Source organism: Enterococcus diestrammenae, assembly GCF_049384045.1.
In the GTDB taxonomy this organism is placed as follows: domain Bacteria; phylum Bacillota; class Bacilli; order Lactobacillales; family Enterococcaceae; genus Enterococcus_C; species Enterococcus_C diestrammenae.
On the sequence record NZ_JBMRGR010000017.1, the window covers coordinates 16,145 to 32,677 of the forward strand.

Annotated in this window: 14 protein-coding genes; 2 read left to right on the top strand and 12 right to left on the bottom strand. The window is 43.3% G+C overall.

Features of this window, described 5'->3' with window-relative positions; all coding sequences use genetic code 11:
* Positions 1–2 precede the first annotated feature (2 nt).
* On the bottom strand, positions 3–1,127 hold the full coding sequence (locus ACO03U_RS11215; protein ID WP_161869129.1) for an AI-2E family transporter: 1,125 nt from the start codon (positions 1,125–1,127) through the stop codon (positions 3–5).
* A gap of 285 nt (positions 1,128–1,412) precedes the next feature.
* Here ACO03U_RS11215 and ACO03U_RS11220 point away from each other — a divergent pair, with 285 nt between their 5' ends.
* On the top strand, positions 1,413–1,844 hold the full coding sequence (locus ACO03U_RS11220) for a GNAT family N-acetyltransferase (RefSeq protein ID WP_204687179.1): 432 nt from the start codon (positions 1,413–1,415) through the stop codon (positions 1,842–1,844).
* A 352-nt stretch (positions 1,845–2,196) separates the two neighbouring features.
* Here the strand turns inward: ACO03U_RS11220 and ACO03U_RS11225 are convergent, their stop codons facing one another.
* From ACO03U_RS11225 to recX, 4 genes are all read right to left on the bottom strand, one after another.
* On the bottom strand, positions 2,197–3,183 hold the full coding sequence (locus ACO03U_RS11225) for an N-acetylmuramoyl-L-alanine amidase family protein (RefSeq protein WP_204687178.1): 987 nt from the start codon (positions 3,181–3,183) through the stop codon (positions 2,197–2,199).
* Positions 3,184–3,328: 145 nt separating this feature from the next.
* Complete coding sequence (gene ntdP, locus ACO03U_RS11230; RefSeq protein WP_161869132.1) at positions 3,329–3,862, bottom strand: nucleoside tri-diphosphate phosphatase; 534 nt, start codon at positions 3,860–3,862, stop codon at positions 3,329–3,331.
* Positions 3,863–4,083: 221 nt separating this feature from the next.
* The gene (mutY, locus tag ACO03U_RS11235; protein ID WP_204687177.1) at positions 4,084–5,277 is read right to left on the bottom strand and encodes an A/G-specific adenine glycosylase; all 1,194 of its coding nucleotides are present in this window, start codon (positions 5,275–5,277) and stop codon (positions 4,084–4,086) included.
* A complete protein-coding gene (gene recX / locus ACO03U_RS11240) occupies positions 5,267–6,067 on the bottom strand; it encodes a recombination regulator RecX (RefSeq protein WP_204687176.1) in 801 nt (266 codons plus the stop codon). The genes mutY and recX overlap by 11 nt, the downstream gene beginning before the upstream one ends.
* Before the next feature lie 162 nt (positions 6,068–6,229).
* Here recX and rlmD point away from each other — a divergent pair, with 162 nt between their 5' ends.
* The gene (rlmD, locus tag ACO03U_RS11245) at positions 6,230–7,612 is read left to right on the top strand and encodes a 23S rRNA (uracil(1939)-C(5))-methyltransferase RlmD (protein WP_204687175.1); all 1,383 of its coding nucleotides are present in this window, start codon (positions 6,230–6,232) and stop codon (positions 7,610–7,612) included.
* Between the two features lie 171 nt (positions 7,613–7,783).
* On the opposite strand, the gene fur is transcribed toward rlmD, so the two are convergent.
* From fur to dnaG, 7 genes are all read right to left on the bottom strand, one after another.
* The gene (gene fur / locus ACO03U_RS11250; RefSeq protein WP_161869136.1) at positions 7,784–8,236 is read right to left on the bottom strand and encodes a ferric iron uptake transcriptional regulator; all 453 of its coding nucleotides are present in this window, start codon (positions 8,234–8,236) and stop codon (positions 7,784–7,786) included.
* Positions 8,237–8,346: 110 nt separating this feature from the next.
* Complete coding sequence (locus tag ACO03U_RS11255; protein ID WP_204687174.1) at positions 8,347–9,204, bottom strand: CvfB family protein; 858 nt, start codon at positions 9,202–9,204, stop codon at positions 8,347–8,349.
* A gap of 33 nt (positions 9,205–9,237) precedes the next feature.
* Complete coding sequence (locus ACO03U_RS11260; protein WP_204687173.1) at positions 9,238–9,570, bottom strand: AzlD domain-containing protein; 333 nt, start codon at positions 9,568–9,570, stop codon at positions 9,238–9,240.
* Entirely contained in the window at positions 9,567–10,226 is a 660-nt protein-coding gene (locus tag ACO03U_RS11265) for an AzlC family ABC transporter permease (RefSeq protein WP_204687234.1), read from the bottom strand. Before ACO03U_RS11265 ends, ACO03U_RS11260 begins: the two co-directional genes overlap by 4 nt.
* Positions 10,227–10,388: 162 nt before the next feature.
* Entirely contained in the window at positions 10,389–13,223 is a 2,835-nt protein-coding gene (locus ACO03U_RS11270) for a cell division site-positioning protein MapZ family protein (RefSeq protein WP_204687172.1), read from the bottom strand.
* A gap of 218 nt (positions 13,224–13,441) precedes the next feature.
* On the bottom strand, positions 13,442–14,548 hold the full coding sequence (gene rpoD, locus ACO03U_RS11275; protein WP_161869141.1) for an RNA polymerase sigma factor RpoD: 1,107 nt from the start codon (positions 14,546–14,548) through the stop codon (positions 13,442–13,444).
* 18 nt (positions 14,549–14,566) lie between these two features.
* On the bottom strand, positions 14,567–16,468 hold the full coding sequence (gene dnaG, locus ACO03U_RS11280) for a DNA primase (RefSeq protein WP_204687171.1): 1,902 nt from the start codon (positions 16,466–16,468) through the stop codon (positions 14,567–14,569).
* Positions 16,469–16,533: the final 65 nt, after the last annotated feature.

A 16,533-nucleotide genomic window follows, 5' to 3' on the forward strand; every position in this document is an offset into this window, starting at 1 on the left:
ACCTAGCTATTTTTATCTGTCAACAAGGATTGCTTTTGCTTAGATTTGTCATCTCTGACTATACGCGCCAAGAAAATCACGATTGTCCGGCAGATGGCATAAAAAGGAACACCTAAAAAGATTCCTAGCAGACCAGCAATATTTCCGGCTACCAACAAAATCAAAATAATCGTCAAAGGATGAATCTGTAGTGATTTCCCGATGACATTTGGATAGATAATATTGCCATCAATCTGTTGCACTACTAATACCACCACACAGCACAACAATGCTTGAACAGGTGAATGGAAAATTGATACCGCCACAGCAGGTAGCAAACCAAGATAAGGTCCTAAATAAGGGATTAGGTTGGTCACTCCAGCAAGCATTCCAAAAAGAAAAGCATAATCCAAACCGATCAGCAGATAGCCAATGAAGGTCCCAGTGGCTACGAAAATACACTCAATCGCCTGTCCACTGATATAGTTGGATAAGGTTTTGTTCATTTCGGCTAGCAATTCTACAATCTGCGTTCGGCGATTCTCCGGGAAAAAGCGTTGAACATTTGGCACTAGGCGATGACCGTCTTTTAGCATATAGAATAAGATAAAAGGAACCGTCACCACTAACATCGCTGTCGAAGCAATACCACCAACAATCGAACCTAAACTGGTGGATAAACCATTGATAAATTGTTGAATCAAACCACCATAGGAGATATTCAGCTTATCAATTTGCTTTTCAATGTCCACGTCATTGAAGATTGGATTTTTAGCTAAATCGAGTGCCCAATTTCTCACCGCTTTAACAAAGCTTGGCATACTTTCTGCCAAAGAGGTCAGCTGGTTCACCAAGCTTGGAATCACTGCTAAAATCGTCCAAATAATAATACCTAATAGCAGTAACAAAACAATGGCAATTGCTAAAATACGTTTCATTTTGGTAAGTTTTGTCAATAGGTTCACCACTGGATTCAGTAAATAATACAAGAACCCTGCGATCAGTACTGGTGCAAATAACGTGGTAAAAAAGGTCACCACTGGTTGGAAGATAAACCCAATCTTGGTGGAAACCAAAATCAAGGTGGCTACAACCAACAACTCTACCGACCAAAAGAGTAACTTAGAATTTTTCAGTTTCTCAAACAAAGGCACAACTCCTCTCAATCTAGACGACAATCAGCCATAAGTCGAGAACGCCCTACTACTTAGCTTTTATCATGGCTCCATCATACCAAAAATCGCCCAAAAAGAATAACCCTAAGACAAATAAAAAAACAGCGCAATCCAAGGGTCATAAGGTATACTAGAGAAAAGCCTTTCCTACTAATAAAAGCTATGACAGAAAAAAACATTGCGATAATAAACGGTCAGAATCAGCTAGCTAACTTATTTCTTAAGAAAATTTATATTTTATAAGGAGTGATTTCCATAATGGTTATAGTTCACACGAAGGATACCATGAGCGATATTTACTTAGACGCCGTGAAGATTCGTCACCAAGTTTTTGTACAAGAACAAGGCGTCCCGTTAAACCGCGAGATTGACAAAGATGAAGCCTACGCCATCCACTTCGTCCTCTATGAAGACGGACAACCCTTGGCCACCGCCCGCCTCCTGCCTTTAGCGGATCACAAAATCAAACTACAACGTATGGCCGTCGTAAAAACTAGTCGGGGGAAAGGACTGGGGCTAAAAGTTATCCAAGCCGCAGAAACCTTTGCCAAAGAACAGCATTTTACCGAAATTTTCCTAGGGGCGCAGTTAACCGCCGAAGCCTTTTATCAAAAAGCGGGCTATCTCCCCTACGGCAAAACCTTTCTCGACGCTGGCATCCAACATATTGCTATGAAAAAGAGGCTTTAGCAAGTAAGAAAACCGAGCAGCCTTGCTTCTGGAGAATCCCTCAGGTGGTAATCGGACCGGTAAATGCCAACCAAAGAACAGTTGTATTTTGCAAGTTCATCTTAGCGATTTCTACTTAGATGAACTTGCAAGGACAAATCCGGTTTACGTTTGACATTTCCCGGTCCAGCTACAGCTATTTCAATTTCTACGGAGCCAAATTTCACCATTCTTGTGTCATCGAAAAAATCAGATGAACTTCTCTATAAACCTTGGTAAAATGAGATTTCATATCGATTAAAACTTATACCTTAGTCTATTAAAAAACAATCGTCGAAAGCAGCGCCGGACCCAGCTGCTTTTGACGATTGTTTTATTCTGCGACATATTGTTCCAAAGCCTTCAAAAGCCCCTGAGCAACTTTCTCGGGATAATCCTCTTTGGTAATTTCCGATAAATCATGGTCACTATTGACATAGCCTAATTCTAACAACAAGCTGGTAGGAATATAGGTCTGACGAATGACATAGTAATTGCCAAAACGTACATCATTGTTTGTTAAAGGCAGACTAGCTGCTAACTGTTGTGATACCAGATTTCCCAGTTTTTGACCATTCCGGTAGTAATAATAAGTGGTAAATCCATGGGCTTGATTGGGATAATCATAATTATCGTAGTGAATACTGATAAAAATATCTGGATTTGTCTTCAGCGAAAGCTTATTTACGTTTTCCAAAGAGAGCAAGGTATCGTCGGTTCTTGTATAAGTGACCGCCACACCATTTTCTTCAAGCAACTTACCAACGACTTTGACGGTATTTAGCGTCAAATCTTTTTCGTAGACATTACCATCCAAACTCTCAGCGCCACTATCGATCCCGCCGTGACCAGCATCTAAGACGACCGACAATTGACTGACGTCGGTGGCTTTTTCCAAACGTTGAATTGTCTGCACTTCATTGGTATTGGCTTTAGGGATATACCCTTCCTTCCCAGAATCTGCCCGTACTTTGACATAATCCCCTTCTGTCCCTAAATAGGTGGCCCACTCCCCCCTATGAAGTTTGGTTAAGACTTCACTTTCAGTATCCGCTTTTTCCCGAACCGAAACATAATCATAGGGCGTTTCTTCCGTACTACTCGTATCATATAAGGCTGGATCGACATAAACTTCCACCATTTTTTCTTCAGCAACCCCTCGTTCTTTTGTCTCGGAAGTGGTGGTTGTCTGAAGGTCACTATTGGTGGTAGAAGTCTCAGGGGTGACTTCTGGTGCTTGATCTTGCATTTTCATCCCGGCGACAACGATACCGGTGGCCAGCGCTGCCAATGCGGCTAGCCATAACCATTTATTTTTCATACGTCTCACTATTCCTTTGCTTTATCATCATCAATTCTACCTGATTTATCTTAAAAACGCCTTAAGTTTCATCTGAATATCTATGTACACTCCTACTTTAAGGTGGAAAAAAACCGCTGCATTCCTTGTGCAACGGTTTTTCTCTTCATTTTTGTGACAATTGCTTGTAGCGATCATACCAGATATCGATATAGCCCTCAGAAAACGGTCCTTTACCATTATTAATCCAATCCACTAGAATCTTGACATTTTCTTTCAAAATAAAGTCGATGTCTTTAGGATAATGCATGATTTTTGAATGCAATTCATACTCATCCACATCTAGCAACCGTTTCTCACCATCTGGAAAAACTTTGATATCCAAATCATAATCAATGTACTTCAAAGCTTCTTCATCTAACAAAAAAGGTGAGGCTAGATTGCAATAATAGGAAACCCCTTTCTCTCTGATCATCGCTATCACATTGAACCAGCATTCTTTATGGAAATAGACTATTGCTGGTTCTCGTGTCACCCAACGTCGGCCATCAGACTCGGTCACCAACGTGTGGTCGTTAACGCCGATCATTGAGTATTCACTAGTTTTCAATACCATAGTATCACGCCACGTTCGATGCAAATTGCCATCGTGTTTGTAACTTTGAATCGTTACAAACTCGCCTTCTTTCGGAATTCGCATAATTACCCTTCCCTCGCAAGCATGATTGCTTATCAATTGAGGATTGTGACTACTGCCAAAGTAGATACCTAGCTAGCATTTGGTCAGATTATCTCAGTTTTCGAGCTTTGGACGACAAGTAGCAACAAAGAAAATCTAGCGAAATAACAGCAAAAAATATCTAGAGTGGTGTGTCATAAACCCAGCATCGAAAATATTATATCAATAAAAGCTAGGATTGACTAGGAATCTTTGTTGGCTCCGAAATTTTTATCAAGAAGGGCCACCAATTTTTGTTGAGGTTTCGGGAAAACTCGCTGGGAGAAATCTGCTTCTGCCACCCAGTCTGCTTCAGAAACAAGGGAAAGTTCGCAATCTTTGGCTCGTCCATAAAATAATAAAACGTGCCATTTCAAGTGGCTAAAAACGTGGGTAATTTCACCTAAATGACGTTTTTGCCAAACGACGGTGTCGGGTAAGTAGGCTGCGACTGGTGACCCCTCGTAGTTATCTGGCTCCTCAGCCACCAGCAACTCCAACTGCTCTTCTCGTGTCGCTTGCAGACTTTTAAAAGCTTTTTTATAGTGCTGATATTCCTCTTGGGTTACTTCAATTAAAGGAAAAGTCCACATTTTCGCTAACAATCCCGTTGCCGGTCGTTGCACCAATAAAAACTCATGCTCTTCATTTTCAATAGCTATAGCGAGATAATACAGGGGTTTTGGTGGTTGTTTTTTCGTTTTTACAGGATAGTTGGCTACTTGGTCTTGTTGAAAAGACTGACAAAAGTTTTTTAACGGACATTTAGGACATTGGGGATTTTTGGGTGTACAGATACTTGAACCCAAATCCATCATCGCCTGATTGAAGTCTCCTGGGGCATCATGAGAAATAATCTTGCGCATGGCTGCATCAAAGACTTTTCGAGAACTTGCTTTTGCGATATCATCAGTGATTTCAAACAAGCGGCTGACTACCCGCATGACATTCCCATCGATGGCTGGTTCAGGAAGTCCAAAAGAAATACTAGCAATCGCCCCTGTGGTGTAGGGCCCGATCCCCTTTAAGCTAGCAATGGCTTCCGGCGTCCCGGGCATTTTCCCAGCGTAGTCGGTGACAATCTGTTGCGCCGCTGCTTGCAAATTACGAGCTCGAGAATAATAGCCCAAACCTTCCCAAACCTTTAACAATTCCGCTTCCTCCGCCGTAGCCAAGTCAACGATTGTTGGAAAAAGGGTCATAAAGCGGTAATAATAATCAATTACCGTATCTACTCGCGTCTGCTGTAGCATAATTTCAGAAATCCATACGCGATAAGGATCGGTATTGACACGCCACGGTAAATTTCGTTTGTGTCGGTCGTACCAATCTAAGAATTCTTCTTGCAACTGCTGGATAACTACCGGTGAGAGTTCATTCCATGGCTCATTCTTCATCTTCTACTTCCTTTATTTCAAGATATTGTTGAATTGCGTCCAAATCAAACCCCTTTTGATAGAGACTTTGCTTGACTTTTTGTTTGCGTTCCCGCAACGGTTTCCGTTGGTGACGACGCCAAACTTTATCCCCTTCACGAGTCAGGGCCTCAGTTTCTGCTGCGGTTTCTTTCTCTAAAGAGAGCTCCCCCATCACCCAATCGATAGTGGTTTGTTCAAAGCCTTTTTGCATCAACGTTTGCCGAATTTTTTGCTGGGTTTCTTTAAAACTTTTCCCGTGGATTTTCCGTAGAGCCTTTTCAGCAGTCCGTAAAGCCACCGCTCCTTGGTCTTCGTCTTGATACAATGATAAGGCTGTGAGAGTTATTTCTTCGGCAATGCCTTTTTTATTCAGTTGTTGCTTGAGATTGCGCGGACCTTTATCTGAAAGCCGTATCTGAGTGCGCACGTAGCTTTCTGCAAAGACCAAATCATCCACCAAATGGAGTTCTTTTAATTGATTGATAATTTTTTGGCTAGCTTCATAAGGAATTTCTTTATCCTTTAAAAATTGCCCCACTTCTTTTTCTGATCGTAACTGGTAACTAATATAACGATAGGCCTCTTGTAGTCCCAAATCATAGCAGGTACTCTTTTTGATTTCGGCAAATTCATCTTCCTCAAGCGTCATCCCCTTTAATAAGCGGTGCCTGACTAACTGATCCTCTGAGACCACCAACTTCTCCTGATTGGAAAATTTGACCTGATACAAGCCACCTTTTGCTTTAGCAATTCCGTTTACTGTAATCATTTCACTCATTCTCCTCTTCTTCGCTGTGGTTTCATTAGGGGGAACGTACATTCCAGTTTACCACAAAAAACCGATTTTCTCCGGAAAGATGTGTTAAAATTAGGAAGCAGAACGCAAAAGTCCGGGATAAACTCCGGCTACTTTTCAGAAAAGAGGCTACCTATGTCACAAACTATTGTAAAACCAGGACAAACGCTTAAACTGAAAGTCAAACGCCTCGGTATCAATGGCGAGGGAATTGCCTATTACCGTCGTTTGGCTATTTTTATCCCTGGTGCCTTACCCAATGAAGAAGTCCAAGTAACGATTACAACTACTGAAGCCAAATACGCTCAAGCTAAACTCCAGCAAGTGATAAAAGCCAGCCCTCAACGCATCACCCCACCCTGTCCCTTTTACGAACGCTGTGGTGGCTGCCAATTGCAGCATTTGGCTTATCCCGCGCAGTTAACTTTCAAAAAAGATCTCCTGTGGCAGGCGTTAAGTAAATTCAAACCCGCCGGCTGGCAAGAATACCAACTACTGCCCACAATTGGCATGACAGATCCTTGGCACTACCGTAACAAAGCCCAATTTCAACTACGTTATGATGACCATCTCAAAAAAATCGTCGCCGGTCTTTATGAAGGTGATAGTCATCGTTTAGTAGCTATTGACGCTTGTCCTGTCCAACTTCCCGATACTCAAGAAGCAATCAATACGTTAGTGCGTCTGTTAAACAAGTACCAACTGCCGATTTTTAACGAAAAGAAAAATAGTGGTATTTTGAAAACCTTGGTGGTGCGTTCCGGACTCGCGACAGGTGAACTTCAGGTGGTTTTCGTCACGGTCACCAATAAACTTCCACAAAAAAATACCTTGCTTCGTGAAATCACTGAACGGCTCCCACAAGTGGTCTCAATCATGCAAAACGTTCAAAGTCGTAAAACATCTTTGGTAATGGGAGAAGAAACCTACTTGCTTTGGGGGAAAGAAGCGATTTCAGAAGAATTGGCAGAGTTGCGCTTTGATTTATCTGCTCGGGCCTTCTTTCAATTAAACCCTATCCAAACGACTGTTTTATACGGTGAAGCAGCTAAAGCCTTGGACTTGCAAGACCAAGAAACCTTAGTTGACGCCTATTGTGGGGTTGGGACTATCGGTTTAAGCATGGCCCAAAAAGCCAAAGAAGTCCGGGGAATGGACGTCATCCCCGCGGCGATTACTGATGCTAAAAATAACGCCGCACAAATGGGTTTTAGCAATACTCGCTATGAAGTAGGCACTGCCGAAGAATTACTACCAAAATGGCTTCAAGAAGGTTTCCGACCAGATGCCATCGTAGTCGATCCCCCACGGACAGGACTAGATGTCAAACTTCGCCAAGCGCTTAAACGCTATCCCGCAAAAAAACTTGTTTACATCTCTTGCAACGTCTCCACCCTGGCCCGGGATTTGGTGGAACTAGCTACTGTCTATGATGTTCACTATTTACAATCCGTAGATATGTTTCCTCAAACGGCTCGCTGCGAAGTCGTGGTGAAGCTGACCTTAAAGAATGCTTAAAGCAACGATTGGACATGACCTGATCCACCTTTACTTACAGCCCGATTTTATACTCCAACTTTGACCCACCAATCTATTTGAAAAGGCGAACCAAATTACATGGTTCGCCTTTTTAGACAACATATTGCCAAGATTTCAAGAATATTTGACTTTAAAGTAGGTTTTGCTTGCTTATTCGTGCTTTGCCTGGCAATTGCTACAAATACCATGAAAGGTCAGACGATGATCTTTGACGATAAAGTGATAGCGACTTTCTACGACCGCTTCGACTTCACCTAATAAATCATCCTCTATCTCCTCAATATTGCCACATTCCAAGCAGAGCAGGTGATGATGGAAATGTTTGGCACCTTCTTTGCGGAGGTCATAACGGGCAACCCCGTCATTAAAACTCACCTTGTCCACCACACGAAGGTCCGTCAAAATTTCCAACGTACGGTAAACCGTAGCCAACCCGATTTCTGGACTTTTCCGTTTGACAAAAAAGAAGACTTCTTCGGCGGATAGATGGTCCTTTTCATTTTCTAGTAAAACCAATAAAGTGGCTTCTCGTTGCGGAGTCAATTTAAACCCCGCTTCATGGAGCTGCTTCTTCACTTTTAATAATGTACCATTTGCGTTCATGTTTTGGCTCTCCTCATGACTACTTTATAATAAATACAATTAAGAACAACGATCATACTTGTTAGATTAAACTTATTATAAAGTCTTTTTGTCAATAAGACAAGTCATTCTCATTTAGGTATGAGATAAGTATAGCCATCTTCTTGCTTGATGCGTTTTTCTTTCAGTAAATGTCCGATAGCTCGTTTGAACTGACCTTTACTAATACCAAACATTTTTTTGATAGCTTCTGGATCTGACTTATCCGTATAGGGCATTTTATGCTCAGCGGAACGTTCCAGATAAACAAGCAGCATTTCCGCATCGTCATTGATTACTTCATGGGCCCGAGGTTTTAAGGAAGCATTTAATACCCCATCTGGTCGAATACCGATCACACGGCCTTTCACCTGTTCTCCTAAACGAGGCTCCATATATCGCTCAGAAGGATGTACAAAAGCAATGTAAAAATCATCTGTCAGCAGATACGTTCCAGCTAATTTCAAGCGGAAAACCGTCCCGGTAATATCTTTATTTTTTTGTTCGTCAACACCATGACGACTGAGAGAACGAAAAATTTTCTCATCTGCCAGCGTTCCCCAGATGCGATCTTTTTGATCCACTCGTAATGAAACCATCAATCGATCGCCTTTTTTAGGCCATAGTTCCCGCATCGTCGGCAGTTCATCCAACGAAACAGCGATGTCTTTGTCAGGCAAACCAATATCCACAAAAGCCCCCAAATCCCGGCGTGTTTCTTTCACCTCGGCAAAGGCATAGTGACCAATACGGCTTTTGGGAATCACCGTGGTGAAGGCTAACTCCTGCTTTTGGTTTACATAACCAAAACCTTCGACCGCCTCTCCTAGCTGATGTTCCCCTTCAGTTTTTGCTAAGCGAAAAGTAAAGCCATTTTTTTGGACGAAATAATGGCTATCATTTTCATCAGTGATTAACCCACTAAATACATTGGCTAATAATTCATTCATAGTCGTTCCTCCATGGGGATTCTCCCCGTCTGATTACAAGACTCCCAGCAGGAATCGCAACAAGGCAATTCCAATAATGCCTACGATGACGATTTTCATGAGGTCTTTCGTATAATAGCCTACCACTAAAGCAGGCAAACATGCTACTAATTCGGGTAATTTGATGGTGGGCCACTGTCCTTGCCGAAAATTCAGCAAACTTTGGATCAACAGCGCCGTCAAAATACACAATGGTAAATAACTTAAAAATACGTTCACTTTTTCCGGGAAAACCAATTTATGAGCTACTGTAAAAGGTAAAATTCGGGGCAGCCACGTTACCAAGGCACAGCCAATAACTAAAAAAAGAAAACTACTGGAAGTCATACAGTCACCGCCTTTTCTGCGGTTAGCGTTCCCACAAGACAACCGATCAAGGTCGCGCCAATAACGGCTAACTCTCCCGTCGCTAGGCGCATCAAAACCAGTAATGATACAATCACCGCTCCCAAGACTTTCAGGCTTTGCCGGGTGCGTTTTTTAAGAGGTAATTCAACTTGAAACAACCACAACCCTAAAAACATCGCCGTCAAGGCAAAATCTAAGCCAAATCTTTCAGGGTTAGGAATAAACTGACCTAAAAGTCCCCCTAATAAATTCGCCACAATCCAAGTCAGATAAGCTGCGACATTCAAGCCGTGGGTCCAAGCAGAAGTGACAGTCCGCCCTTCTTGCAACGCTGTCGTCAAAACACCATAAGATTCATCTGTGAGTAACGTACCAAGACCGATATTACTCAGCAACGAGTTGCCACGAAAATAAGGGGTTACCGATAAACTCATCAAAAAATGGCGCAAGTTTACCAAGAAAACCGTAAAAATAATCGAGGAAGTTGGTGCACCGATGGCAAGCAAACCACAAATAATAAACTGCCCACTACCAGCATAAACCAACATTGAAACCAGTAAAATTTCCAGAAGTGACATCCCCACCCCTTTTTCCACTACGCCAGCAGCAAAACCAATCCCTAAATACCCCAGCATTGTGGGCACACACGCTTGGATTCCTTCACGAAAAGTTTGGTAACGCCTATTTCCTATTTCCAAAACAATGCCCCCCCTTTTTATCGATTGAAAACATCATATCGAAAAAAAGAGGGGCGAACAAGAATTTTTCAGAATTTTTCTAAAAATCATTTCTGGCTTTTAGCGGACGGTGTGATCATTCCCGTTTCCTCGAAAATAGCCCGTTTTACAATTAATTGTCACCAAGTAGAGTGGGAGATCGTTATCAGTCATTCCTTTAGTTAGTGAGGCTTGATTATTGGTCGCATATAGATTGTAGTAGCCTTCCCCATTTTCGATACGCACGGGTTCTAAAGTGTAGCCACCTTCAACGATATACCCTCGTTCAATACAAGTAGCTAAGACATCGGCTTTTACACCAGGTGCCCAGGTCCACGCTGGATTTTCACTATCGGCAATATCCGCGGCCACGCTATCTAAAATCGGCCGGTTATCGCTGTTGGGTTGCATATTTGCCGAAGCATCTGCTGGCAATGAGCTTCCTTGATTATCGGTACCCTCAGCTGAGTTATTTTCTTGAGTAGCATTGGCTGCTTTTTCAGCTTCGGCTTTGGCTGCAGCCTCCGCAGCGGCTTTCTCAGCAGCAGCTTTTTTGGTAGCCTCCGCAGCTTCGGCTTGCGCCTTTTTAGCAGCTGCTTGGTTTTCAGCAATTTTCCTCTGGACCAAACCCAGTTGTGTCAGAAGTGCCTGTTTGTCCCCACTATCAACTAAAGCCGACACAAGTTTTTGGGCTTCTTTGAAATCGGCTTCCGCAGGTTTGGCGATGGCTTGCCCATCTTTTAATAATGGGGCAACCGCGTCTTTAGCAGTCGCTAAGGCCTCGAACTGTTGGTTGTAGTTGGCAACAGCCTTTGTCATCAATTGGTTAAAAGCTGTCTTTTCCTCTGGTACTGTAACCGCCAATTTTGGTCCTGATTTAATAGCAACATTTTCTTTGAGTTGATCACCATCAATCACTGACTCAGAAAACAACTCATTGACTTCGGATTGCAATTGGAATTTGTCATTGAGGGTGGTTAAAGCTTTTTCAAAAGTTTTCTTTTCCCCTTTGAACTGTTCCAATTGATTGGTCACAGCACTGAGATCAGCAGCAGTAATGCCTTTTTTCAAAAATTCTTGGTCAGCATCTTGATACAAGGCTGCCAAGGATTGTTTGATGGCGTCGCTCTCAGCTTTTTCTTTCCGTGCAGCTTCCACCTTAGCCTGCGCAGCCTGTTGTTGATTGTGATAAGCAGCATAGCCTCCTCCACCAATCAAAGCAATCGTCGCAGCAGCTACGAAGATCGGCCATTTTTTACGTGGCTTTCGTGGTTCGTTTGAATCCTGATTAGCTACATCTTCCACAGCAGTATCCGTTTCGACTGATGGTTCAGCAGCCATTTCCTCAGTCTCATCAGCGTAAGTCACCGGATCTAAGACGTATTCCTGCGTATTATGGGATTCTTCGGGGACTGGATCAGCTAATGTAGGATCTGGAACTGGATCAGTATCAAGCGATTCTGTGCCTGCTGGCGTGAGGTCAGTGGCAGTTTGGCTTTCGTCGGTTGTCAGGGAATCCAGCTCAGCCTCAGTTAGGCCTTTTTGTCCTTCTAAATCCAAACTAGATTCCTCACCGCCCAATTCCTGTGGCTCTGAAATCGGTGGTGTAGTTGCTGGTTCTTCCCCATTTGAATCCGTCGCCAAATCAAGCGTCTCAGTGGAATCTAGTAACGGATCCAGATCTGCTCCTGCTTCCAAACTCAGATTGTCCACTACTGACGTAGCAACGTCGTCAGCAGCGGTTATTCCAGAGACCGCGGCCGCCGGCGTCACAGTTGCAGCGAGGGAGTCTTCTTGTTTCCCATCAGAAAACTTCTCAGGGTCATCTGTCATTGCTGCTTCAGAGACATCTCGATCATCCAACGTATCTGATTCGTCAATTTCAGCTTCACCCATCTCTGCAGTCGTAGGTACGTCTTCTTCATCAAGCGCTTGTTCTAATTCGTCAAGTGGTTGGTTATCACTACCTTGTTCTTCTGATAACTGTGCTTGACTGTCTATTTCCTGTTGATCGCGATTGGTAGCTAATTCTTCACCAGTATCCGACTCGTCAACAACCGTATTAGGAACTATAGTGGGAAATTCTGTTGGAGCAGAATCTTTTTCAGAAGGTGCCAGACCTGACGCTTCCGTTACGTCATCACCAGTTAACGCAGCTGCCGGGTCAATGGCAGTCGTTTCAGCGGAATCACCATCTACTTCTGTGGTCTCCTCACTAGTATCTTCAGACGGCGCATCTGCCAATTCAGGGGCAGCTTCTTCCAAGGTTAACTTCTCCTCAAGGGCGTTTTCTGCTTTTGCTGAGGTTTGCTCATTGATATCTTCATCATCCAAAGCTGTCACAACTTCTTCAGATACCTCTTCAACGCTTTCATTTTCAACATCGCTGGACTCGTCATTATCAGCGACTGCTGTATCAGCAGTCGACTTTTGCTCTTGGTTTGCTTCAGCTGAGTCAGTCGGATCTGCAACGGTCTCCGCGGTATTTTCTTGACTGGCTGCTACTAGCTCCTCTAAAGTCGGACCATCACCGACATCCCCTTCCCGATGCTGGCGAATATAGGCGGCCAAAATTGGGTTTTCAGCAAAGACGTCATCAGCAGCGACTGCTGTTTTTGGTGGGTCCTGTTCTTTAGTGGTTGGCGCATCCTCTGTGCTCGTTTCTTCCGTGTTCGTTTCTTTTGGCGGTACTTTTTCGTCATTTTTCTCGTCACTTTGAGTCATTTGTGACATCAAGGCACCCAAAGAGACGTCTGCAAAATCCGACCAAGCGACTGAATCATTGGTTTTGCGATTCTTTTCGCCAATATCTTGGAGTTTTTGTGCGATATTTTCTTGTATTTCATGGCCGCACCGTGGACAAACCAATTTGCCGTCCAAGGGTTCAAAGCCGCAATGTGGACATTTATTGATCAAAATAACTTGCTCCTTACTTTTCCATAATTTCCAAGCAAGATTACAATTGCCTAACAGTAAATCTATCACATAATCCTAGCTACGCCAATATTGGGAAGGTTACGATTTCTTTAAAATTAACACAGCGTAGCAAAAATCCCGCAATATTTTCCCAGCTATTTGTCAAACATTGAAAAAACCACCACTCTCCGTAGAAAGTGGCGGTAATCTGTAAAAGTTTATTCTAAGAAATCTTTTAACTGTTTTGAACGGGATGGGTGACGCAGTTTCCGCAGAGCTTTGGCTTCAATCTGACGAATCCGTTCCCGAGTCACGCCGAAAACTTTTCCGACTTCTTCTAAGGTGCGAGTGCGCCCATCATCTAAACCAAAACGCAAGCGTAGCACATTTTCTTCCCGATCAGTCAAGGTGTCTAACACGTCTTCCAATTGTTCTTTTAGCAATTCATAAGCCGCATGGTCAGCAGGACTAGTAGCTTCTTGGTCTTCAATGAAATCCCCTAAGTGAGAATCGTCTTCTTCCCCAATTGGTGTTTCCAATGAGACAGGCTCTTGCGCGATTTTCAAGATTTCCCGAACTTTTTCAGTCGGTAGATCCATTTCTGCACCAATTTCTTCTGGTGTTGGTTCCCGCCCTAAGTCTTGTAACAATTGACGTTGGATCCGAATCAATTTGTTGATGGTTTCCACCATATGCACGGGAATCCGAATCGTACGAGCTTGGTCAGCGATGGCCCGAGTGATGGCTTGGCGAATCCACCAAGTTGCATAAGTCGAAAACTTAAACCCTTTGCGGTAGTCAAATTTTTCCACGGCTTTCATCAAACCCATATTTCCTTCTTGAATCAAATCCAAGAATTGCATGCCACGACCAACGTACCGTTTAGCGATGGAAACCACCAGACGCAAGTTTGCTTCAGCTAATCGTTGTTTTGCTTCTTGATCGCCTTCTTCAATCTTCAAAGCCAAAGCGACTTCTTCTTCTGCTGTCAGCAATTGGACGCGACCGATTTCTTTCAAATACATCCGAACTGGGTCATTGATTTTGACTCCCGTCGGTGCGGAGAGATCTTCATTTTTGACTTCAGCGGCTTTTTTTTCGTCTTTTTTGAGACTGTGAACGGACGGTTCGCCATTTTCATCTACAACACTGATACCAGCGTCTTCTACTTTTTGAATCAGCTTATCCATGCCATCTGCATCCAGTGAATAAGGTGTGGCCAATTGATTGGACAATTCGTCGTAAATCACTTGTCCTTTGGGTTTGTTTTCTTTGATAAAAGCAGCTACTGCCTTATCGTAGTCTTGTTTTGCTTCGTTAGCCATAGTGTAAGAAGGCCCCCCTTAAAAAATGTCGGTTTGCTTCAATTGTTTCCTTAAATTTATAATCTCAACTGCCAACTCGAGTTCCCGTTGCGTGTTACCTACTCGCCCAGCTTCTTGCTGCCGAATTACTTTTTCATTGATTTCATCAGCTAATCTGGTTTTGTAGAGTACTCGCAGAAGGGCACGAATTTCCTGTTCCGTACTTTCTTCCGGCATCGTCAAGGTGGCAATATTGATGACTTTATTTTTGATTTCCTGATCTTCCAGGAAATCGAGAAAGGCGGCGACTTCAAAGGCTCCCCGACTTTCATAAAACTCAGTAAATAAACGGTAAATCTCCTGATAATCTTCGTGTAAAAAAACCAACTCTGCTTCTTGCAAACGATACAGCAAGCGTGGCTCTCCAAATAGCCGAAAGAGCAATTGTTGTTCTGCTCGCTCTCCTTGAGTCAAAGGACGCCTTGGGGTTTGTGGGGCATTGGGTTGCGATAGCCCAGCGTAACTGTCCCCCTCAAATTCCATTGGTGGAGGGGCATCGTAGGCGTAATCAGCTGTAGTTGGCGTCTGGCGGGTAGCAACACGAGTTGTTTTTTCTGCTTGCTTCAAACTTCGAAGCTGTTGTTGGAGCGTTTCTCGTTGGAGATGAAACTCATTAGCCAATTGGGTCAAATAATGATCTTGTTGAATCAATGAATCAACCTTGGTCAACTCCTTCAGAACGGTTTCCACATAAGCCAACTGATCATTTTCGTTGGCAAGATTAAACTTGCGCCGATAATAATCCAACTGAAAACTAAAAATCGTTTCGCGGCCATGTTGCGCCAACTGTGCAAAAGCCTCACTACCAAATTTTTGGACGTATTCATCAGGGTCCAAGCCATCAGGTATGCGAATAATCGCCACTTTCATTGGACTGTTTTCCGTCACCAAACCAATTGCTCGTTGGGTTGCCTCAATCCCTGCATTGTCCCCATCGTAGCAGATGACCATCGTATCTGCCAAACGTTCCACTGCTGAAATCTGTTGCTGAGTCAGACTAGTTCCCATACTGGCAATGCCATTTTTGACACCTGCTTGCCATGCCGCAATCACATCCATAAACCCTTCAAATAAAAAGACGGTATTTTCTTTGCGAATCGGATTGCGAGCTTTATCAAAGTTGAAAAGAATCATCCGCTTGTTAAAGAGTTCTGTCTCTGGTGAGTTTAGATACTTTGGCTGATCCTCCCCAGGAAAAGCCGCAGTTGCAAAAAAACGACCCGAAAAACCAATCGTCTTCCCTTGCGGATTGCGTATGGGAAACATGATCCGTTGATAAAACCGATCAGCAACCGAGGCATCATCTCGGACTACAAACAAGCCACTCTCGGGATACAACTGCCGGTCAAAGCCTTCATTCTGAAAAACCTGTTCCAAAAACTGCCGCTGATTTGGGGCAAAACCAATTCCAAAATCGCTAATCAACTCGTCACTAAGCCCTCGTTCATGAAGATAAGCCAATGCTTGCTCCCCCACTGCCGTATTCACCAACATATGGTGATAAACCTCTTGTGCTTTTTCGTGTAAAGCGATGAGTTGGCGTTGTTGGGTATTGACGACAGCCTCAGTTGAAGCTTCTCGATATTCTTGAGCCAAGGGGATATTTTCTAAATCGGCAACCTTAGCCACCGCTTCAGGAAAACTGATGCCTTCGATTTCTTGTAAAAAACCAAAAACATTGCCACCTCGACCACAACCAAAGCAATGATAGAACTGTTTATCTTCTGCTACTGAAAATGAAGGTGTTTTTTCATTGTGAAACGGACAGAGCCCTGAGTAATTTTTACCGGCTTTTTTCAGCTGAACATATTGACCCACGACATCAACGATATTGGCTTTTTCCCGGATTTCATCAATCAACTGCTGGGGAATCCTTGCCATACGCCTCACTCCCTTCACAATCTGTTCAACAACTGTCTATGGTATGCGTTGTTATTGCAAATATA

What these genes read in the sequence shown, in the direction of transcription:
- ntdP (WP_161869132.1), bottom strand. Translation starts at nt 3,862, where the DNA reads ATGCGAATTCCGAAAGAAGGCGAGTTTGTAACGATTCAAAGTTACAAA.
- dnaG (WP_204687171.1), bottom strand. Translation starts at nt 16,468, where the DNA reads ATGGCAAGGATTCCCCAGCAGTTGATTGATGAAATCCGGGAAAAAGCC.
- ACO03U_RS11255 (WP_204687174.1), bottom strand. Translation starts at nt 9,204, where the DNA reads ATGAATGAATTATTAGCCAATGTATTTAGTGGGTTAATCACTGATGAA.
- ACO03U_RS11265 (WP_204687234.1), bottom strand. Translation starts at nt 10,226, where the DNA reads ATGCTGGGGTATTTAGGGATTGGTTTTGCTGCTGGCGTAGTGGAAAAA.
- ACO03U_RS11225 (WP_204687178.1), bottom strand. Translation starts at nt 3,183, where the DNA reads ATGAAAAATAAATGGTTATGGCTAGCCGCATTGGCAGCGCTGGCCACC.
- rpoD (WP_161869141.1), bottom strand. Translation starts at nt 14,548, where the DNA reads ATGGCTAACGAAGCAAAACAAGACTACGATAAGGCAGTAGCTGCTTTT.
- mutY (WP_204687177.1), bottom strand. Translation starts at nt 5,277, where the DNA reads ATGAAGAATGAGCCATGGAATGAACTCTCACCGGTAGTTATCCAGCAG.
- fur (WP_161869136.1), bottom strand. Translation starts at nt 8,236, where the DNA reads ATGAACGCAAATGGTACATTATTAAAAGTGAAGAAGCAGCTCCATGAA.
- ACO03U_RS11220 (WP_204687179.1), top strand. Translation starts at nt 1,413, where the DNA reads ATGGTTATAGTTCACACGAAGGATACCATGAGCGATATTTACTTAGAC.
- ACO03U_RS11260 (WP_204687173.1), bottom strand. Translation starts at nt 9,570, where the DNA reads ATGACTTCCAGTAGTTTTCTTTTTTTAGTTATTGGCTGTGCCTTGGTA.
- recX (WP_204687176.1), bottom strand. Translation starts at nt 6,067, where the DNA reads ATGATTACAGTAAACGGAATTGCTAAAGCAAAAGGTGGCTTGTATCAG.
- rlmD (WP_204687175.1), top strand. Translation starts at nt 6,230, where the DNA reads ATGTCACAAACTATTGTAAAACCAGGACAAACGCTTAAACTGAAAGTC.